Genomic DNA, 6,747 nt, shown 5'->3' with positions numbered 1-6,747 from the left:
CGACGTGGTCGGCGGCGTCGTGGTGGTGATTGGCGACGACGTGGTCGGCGGCGTATCCACGATCCACAAAATCCCGTGGACATGGTTCGGCATAATCACAAATTCATCCAACCGCACATGAGGGAAATGTTCAGGAATGGCGCGCCAGCATTGTTCTGCTGCGTGTCCGAAATCATTCAACCGCATTTTCCCATCCACCACCTGACCGAACCAATGTGACCGATCATGGGTAACGATGGTAATGAAGTATGCGCCGGGTCGAGTGTAATCATATCCCTTCAAACGAATGGAACGACGATGGTGGTGTTGAGGGTTGTAGTTGGACATTGTAAATTTCTCCGGTGCAGTAGCTGGCTCAGAATAAAAATTAGCAATCGGTTGAACTGAATCGGATATTCGAAAGGAGACAAACGTATCAAAAATGCCCTTCACCTTTGCCGGTTTGCGAATGACGCAGTTGGATGCTCAAGGTGTAGTTCCCCTCTATGAACTTTCATCCTGTTGTTGTACTTCAGGAAAGCTTGCCGTGATAGCGCGTGTGGCAAGTCTATCAGAACATTGTGTCTATACAGTAACCAGTTGCCAGACCGCTTATATGCGTTGTGTGGACAATGTGCAATTTGTTCTTTCAACAGAACACTACCGGCCATGCTGTTGATCGCAATGGGAACTTACCGATCGAGCGCATATTCACCCGAGAGTCTGCTCAAGACAATGGTATGATGAACATGAGAGCTTTTCATTCTTGTCCAAGCTCTGGAGCAGGCAACAGGTAAAGCCTGATGTGATCACCAGAAGGCTGCATTCAGGCCTCCTTCCACTCCAAATTGCCGGTATGAACATCCAACTGGTCTGGTACAAACGCGATCTCCGCCTTCACGACCACCCTGCGCTCAGCGCGGCTGCCCGGCGCGGACCGGTGCTGCCGCTGTATATCGTTGAACCTTCACTCATAACCGCGCCGGACTTTGCCTCGCGACACTGGACGTTCATCAGCGGCTGTCTACGCGAGCTTCGCGATGCGCTATCAGCACTCGGACAGCCGCTGGTGGTGCGTGTGGGTGAAGCTGTTGAGGCGCTTGACCGGCTGGCGAGTGAATGGCCGATCGCGGCGATCTGGGCGCACGAAGAGACCGGTAACCTGCTGAGCTATGCCCGCGATCGAGCAGTGCGCCGATGGGCGCGCGCGCGAGGCATTCCGTTTTACGAATTACCTCAAAACGGTGTAGTGCGACGGTTGCCATCGCGCGATGAGTGGGAAGCTCGTTGGGAAGAGCGCATGTCTGCCGCGCAGGCAATTCCGCCGCAATCGCTCCCGCTCTTGCCAATCGATCCTGGCCCGATCCCGGCTGCTGCCGATCTCGATCTGCCGCCTGATATGCTGCTCGACCGTCAGCCTCCTGGAGAGACGGCGGCGTTAACCACGCTCACCGACTTTCTCAACCGGCGCAGTCAGCGCTACCATCGCGCGCTCTCCAGTCCATTGACCGCCTGGGAAGGATGTTCACGGCTGAGCGCTTATCTGGCGTGGGGCGCACTCTCGCTGCGGACGGTGGTGCAGGCTACCCGCAACCGAATAGCTGAGCTGCGCCACGATCCCGATCTGGCAGCAGCCGGATGGTTACGCGCGCTCACCACGTTCGAGTCGCGGTTGCACTGGCATTGCCACTTCATCCAGAAGCTGGAAGATGAACCAGAGCTGGAAGTGCGCAATCTGGTGCGCGCTTACGATGGCATGCGCGAGACAAATGAACGGCCTGACCTGATTGCGGCGTGGGCGGCTGGTCGCACCGGTTATCCCTTCGTCGATGCCTGTATGCGAGCGCTGAATGCGACCGGTTGGCTCAATTTTCGGATGCGCGCCATGCTGGTCAGCTTCGTCTGTTACGATCTCTGGCAACACTGGCGCGAGCCAGGCCTCATTCTGGCCCGCCGCTGGATCGACTACGAGCCGGGCATTCACTACAGTCAGTTGCAAATGCAGGCCGGCACCTCAGGCAATCGCGCGATCCGCATCTACAATCCGGTGAAACAGGGAATCGATCACGATCCTGAAGGGGTGTTCATTCGGCGTTGGCTGCCAGAACTGGCTCATGTTCCGAACCCATTCATTCATACGCCGTGGCTGCTCGATCGAACCGGGCAAGAGCGGGCTGGTTGTCGCATTGGACGCGACTATCCATTTCCGATTGTTGATCATGAAGCTGCCTACCGACGGGCGCGGGCTGCAATTGCTGCGGTGCGCGCGCGGCCAGAAACGGCGCGGGAGGTGGCTGCGGTCTTTGAAAAACACGGTTCGCGTCGTCCGCCGCTCCAGCGACCACGTCGTTCGCAGAGCGTTTCGGATCGCCAGCTCAGGCTGGATTTATAGGCGCGTGATTGTGAATCTGTGGAAAGTCTCATACCAGCAGGATGACTGGCGCTATCGATGTGTGCCAGCTTGCAACGGTTGCTGCATGCGCCGAGTGATTGCCGGCAGGTCACCTTATGATAGGGTGCAGAGTCAGACTGGCGATGCGCGCCTCATTCCTGCCAGTTCACGATGACACCCTGATCGGCTTCGTCCGCCACAGTTTAGCAAGCGGTGAACATTAGTGCGCGAAGCGACGTTCACACTCTCTCGTATCAGCCGTCTGGAAGTTCGTTGCCGATCAGATTCCAGTATACCCGTTCCATCAGGCGGTGAAATGTGGCGACCTCTTCCGCTGTCAAACTGGCCAGTGCCTGCATCGCTACTGTCTGACAGGCGGCTTCGATAGCAGGCCGGATGGTTCGACCCCGTTCGGTCAAAAAGACCAGGCGCGCGCGTCGGTCATTGTCGGCGACACGCTGACTGATCAGGCCGATGCGCGCCAGCCGCCGCACCATTTTACTCACAGTTGGCGGCTCGATACGCAACTGTGCTGCCAGGCGAGCCTGGGTTTGCCCATCTTCGGCCCACAAGGCGCGCAGGATCATCTCTTGACCGACATAGAGACCATGCTGACTCAAAGCGATGTCGAGCTGATTGCGGTACGCTTTGCAGAGATTGGTAAGCGCGTGGTTGAGATCGTCTGGCATATGGGTAGCCTGCAAATAGTAAGCTGGCTAAAGACTCGACAATAACGACGCGCACTCTGATGAAGATGCCGCAGGTTGTTGTTATTATGCCACCGTTGGTGAGCGCAGAGTCTCGGTTCGTCCGGCTATCATGATTAGACGATGCACATCTTTATTGAGATAGATCGCGCGATTGGCCGGATCACTCAGTCGCTCAGCCCGCTCTTGCACCAACTGCTGCCCAAGCGCAAGGATGGTAGCTGCGCGTGAGTCGTGGTTGGCAGCGAGCGCCTGGTACGCTGTCCAGTAAATTCGCATCGTCTCTTCGGCGCCGTGGAGCTGATTGCCGGCGAGCAGGTAATCGACGATCGACGTTGCCCGGCGCAAAGCTTCTGCGGCATCGTTCCGTGCCAGCGCAACTCGGGTCAGGCCGGCTTGCGACTCAAGCGTGAGGACAGTCTGATTGAGCTGCTGGCGGATGTCACGCGCCTGCTGATAAGCCTGCTCAGCTTCAGCCAGCCGGCCTAGCGCCAGCAAGGCATGGCCTTGAAAATCATAGCCGTAAGCTTCCAACTCGGGCATTGTGAAGGTTTGGGCCTGTTCGATAGTAGCGCGCGCATATGAGAGGGCCAATTCGTGGCGCTGATTGTGGTGTGCGTGCAGGCTGAGGTTGGCAAGAATGGTAGTGTAATGCCTGGGATTACCGACCTTATCACACAAAGCCAGCGCAATTTGCGTATGAGTTAGCGCCTGCGCATAATGACCCATCTGGTCATACGAAATACCCAAATTAATATGAGCCACCAGTTCGGCGTCGCGGTTGCCGCTTTCGCGGGCCAGTGTCAGTTCCTGGAAGTAGTAGCGTTGCGCCTTCCCGTAGTCGCCGCGCGCGTCGGCATTTTGGGCCAGCAGATCGAGCACGTTGGTCTGCTGGTAGGTAAGCTGGAGACGCTGGTAGATCGATAGTGCCTGTTGCAGGTACTGATCCGATTCGGCAAAGCGTTCTTGCGCGCTGGCTGCGATGCTCAACGTTTCCAGACTGCGTGCCATCGAAAGCAAGTTATTTGCCTGTTTGGCCAGTGCATAAGCCTTCTTCGCCTGCTCTTCAGCTTCGGTGAATTGCCCGTTTTGCAGATTGTAGTAGCTAAGATACCGCCAGCCGGTAATCTCGCTGAGGCGGGCCTCTTGATCGGTTTCCGCCCAGGTTGTTCCTGCGCAGATTGCCAATGCTTCGCGCAAGGTCTGCCTGCCGGTCTCATAATTGCCTTCGATACATTGCCGAATACCCAGATGGATCATCGCGATCATCTTCAATGGCGTATCGGTGAGTTCTTCGGCCAGCGTCACTGCCTCGCTCAACATCAGTTCATTCTCTTTGCCACGGGTGCGGTATCGCTGCATATTGGCGCAGGCGATTAACAGTCGCGCGCGCAGGCGTTTTGCTGCTAGTTGTGTTGGCGCAATGAGATAAGCGAGACTTTGACGCATTCGTTCCAAACCCTCAACGAGCCGTCCGCTGAGCAGGAAGAAGTCTTCATAGGAAATCATCGCTGCATTCAGCCAATCCCACGCGCCGTTGGTTAAGGCCCAGCGCCAGGCTGCATCCAGATCGTTTGCGCTGGCGGCGAGTTGTTCGCGAATGGCGAGACTGATGTTGCCGTACAGATCGGTTGCCGATCTGGCTAGCCAGCTCAGAAACCAGTGGGCATGGCGGCGTTGGCCTTCGCGGGCCAGTTCCTGGTCAAGATTGTGAGTCAGCTTCTCTCTTGCAAACTGATAGACATATTCGTGCAGCCAGATTCGGTCGTCGATCTGGCGCGCCAGCGCCAGATCGATCAGCTCATCCAGCGCCTGGGGAAGGCCGGTAATTGCTACTGCTGCCTCGCGTGGGCATGGCGCATTGACGATGCTGAGCATTGCCAGGGCCTGCCGATGAACGTCGCTCAATGCGCTCCAGGTTGACTCAAAGACTGCTTGCAGGCTGCGATGACGGGCCGGCGCATCTGCCAGCGGGTTGTTCAGCGTTTGCAGTCGTTGCTGAACCGTTTGCCGCAGCGTGGAGAGACTCATTCCATGCAGACTGGCGGCAGCCAGCTCGATACCGAGTGGCAAACCGTCCAGCGCGGCGCAAATCTGCTCGATCTCCTGGAAGGCGTTGTCTTCGGTGAGGATCGCGCCGGTGCGGCGCGCCAGTTCGATAAACAGGTGCGCGCTTGCGCTTGGACCAACGCCGGTTGATTTGGTCGATAGCGGACTGAGCTGTATTACATGTTCACGGCGCAGGTACAGGCGTTGCCGCGAGGTGACCAATGCTACACATTCAGGCGCTGCTTCCAACAACTCATTCACGAAGAGGCTGGCCGCAGCTACGTGCTCAAAACTGTCAAGCACCAGCAGACAGTTACGCGATTTCAGCGCAGCAATGAGTTGGTCGGCTAGTGGATAGCGGTCGTTCAGCTCGATCCGACAGGAACTGGCCATTGCGCGTGCCAGATAAGCGACTGTGCCGGCAGCGTCTGGAGAAGATGCGCGATCTGACTGATCTTCAGGATGGAGAAAAATGTAATGCGCGCCGTCGCGGAAGGCGAACTGCATGAGTTGGGCGGCCCGAATTGCCAGTCGCGTCTTGCCAATCCCGCCGACGCCAACGAGACTGATCAGTTGAACATCTGGCTGATTGATCAGGTTGGTAAGCTTATGCAACTCGGTTGTGCGCCCGATGAACGGCAATTGATCGAGCGCAGCCGCCGGACGTTGCGATGAATGGATTTGCAGGCTGGCGTTTGCAATCTGACCGGTGCGAATCGCTTCAGCCAGGTAGCGCGTTTCGCTGTCTGGTTCGAGCTGCAATTCACGTTGCAACAGTTCACAACAACTTTGATACTGCGCCAGCGCGGCGTTGCGATGTCCTTGCTGCGCCAGCGCCAGCATCAATTGGCGGTGAGCCGCTTCGTGCCACGGTTCGAGGAGAAGCTGCTGGCTAGCGTAGGTTTGCGCATCCACCCAGTTGTGTTCGCGCAGGGCACGTTCAGTCAGATGACCGAAGATTTCAAGCGTGGCGCGGTGAAAGATTTCGCCTTGCCGGGTCCGCCATTCAAGGAGAGTGTCGCTCTCTGGAGTTAAACCGGCAAGAAATTCGCCGCGGTAGAGCTGTGCTGCCTCACGCAAATGTTCCTGACAGGTGAGACAACCGACCGGAGAACGATGTTTATGCGCGTGGATCGCTGCCGTTGCCTGTTCAAACGAAAGCGCGTCAACCTGCCAGGTTTCGGGGAGCTTTAACACCACATATTGGGTTTCAGTGCGCAAGATGTGCTGATCATCACTTAACGCAGCCCGAATCCGGCTGAGAGTGACACGCAGCGCGTTTTGCGCTGCGGTTTGCGGTCGATCAGGCCAGAGCAGGCCGGCGAGCATCTCGCGACGAATGGGTTGCTCTTGATGGAAGCAAAGCCAGGCGAAAAGCAGGCGGGCGCTGTCGGTTTGAAAGGCGCTGTTTACTGAGACGCCGTGGTGACGCGCGTCAAAGCCTCCCAAAAGCTGAATGTGCCATGATGTCATAGAATACAATCGTTGGTAATTGCTAAAGAATAGTATGATTATACAACGCCGGTGTCACGGTTGTCTGACCATCTCATAGCGGATTTTGCGGTCAGGCGGGTTGATTGTGGATCGATGGCACACGAAGAAGCGGACAGCTTGCAACAG

3 protein-coding genes and 1 pseudogene are annotated in these 6,747 nt (G+C 56.9%); 1 reads left to right on the top strand and 3 read right to left on the bottom strand.

Annotated elements, in window-relative coordinates; genetic code table 11:
- Positions 1-327 (bottom strand): annotated as a pseudogene (locus Q0650_RS00325) (hypothetical protein); the annotation flags it as partial.
- A 508-nt stretch (positions 328-835) separates the two neighbouring features.
- On the opposite strand from Q0650_RS00325, the gene Q0650_RS00320 reads away from it, so the two are divergent.
- On the top strand, positions 836-2,371 hold the full coding sequence (locus tag Q0650_RS00320) for a deoxyribodipyrimidine photo-lyase (RefSeq protein ID WP_298814517.1): 1,536 nt from the start codon (positions 836-838) through the stop codon (positions 2,369-2,371).
- A gap of 254 nt (positions 2,372-2,625) precedes the next feature.
- On the opposite strand, the gene Q0650_RS00315 is transcribed toward Q0650_RS00320, so the two are convergent.
- Together Q0650_RS00315 and Q0650_RS00310 are read right to left on the bottom strand one after the other, a co-directional pair.
- Positions 2,626-3,060 carry a MarR family winged helix-turn-helix transcriptional regulator gene (locus Q0650_RS00315; protein ID WP_298814515.1) on the bottom strand — a complete coding sequence of 145 codons (435 nt, stop codon included), beginning with the start codon at positions 3,058-3,060 and terminating at the stop codon, positions 2,626-2,628.
- A gap of 84 nt (positions 3,061-3,144) precedes the next feature.
- Positions 3,145-6,600: a BTAD domain-containing putative transcriptional regulator gene (locus Q0650_RS00310; RefSeq protein ID WP_298814512.1), complete on the bottom strand. Its 3,456-nt coding sequence runs from the start codon at positions 6,598-6,600 to the stop codon at positions 3,145-3,147.
- Positions 6,601-6,747 lie beyond the last annotated feature (147 nt).

The organism is uncultured Chloroflexus sp. (genome assembly GCF_937129525.1).
In the GTDB taxonomy this organism is placed as follows: Bacteria; Chloroflexota; Chloroflexia; order Chloroflexales; family Chloroflexaceae; genus Chloroflexus.
This window is presented reverse-complemented; position numbering and strand designations above follow the sequence as displayed.

Coding starts and splice junctions, on each gene's coding strand:
- Q0650_RS00320 (WP_298814517.1), top strand. CDS start 836: ATGAACATCCAACTGGTCTGGTACAAACGCGATCTCCGCCTTCACGAC.
- Q0650_RS00315 (WP_298814515.1), bottom strand. CDS start 3,060: ATGCCAGACGATCTCAACCACGCGCTTACCAATCTCTGCAAAGCGTAC.
- Q0650_RS00310 (WP_298814512.1), bottom strand. CDS start 6,600: ATGACATCATGGCACATTCAGCTTTTGGGAGGCTTTGACGCGCGTCAC.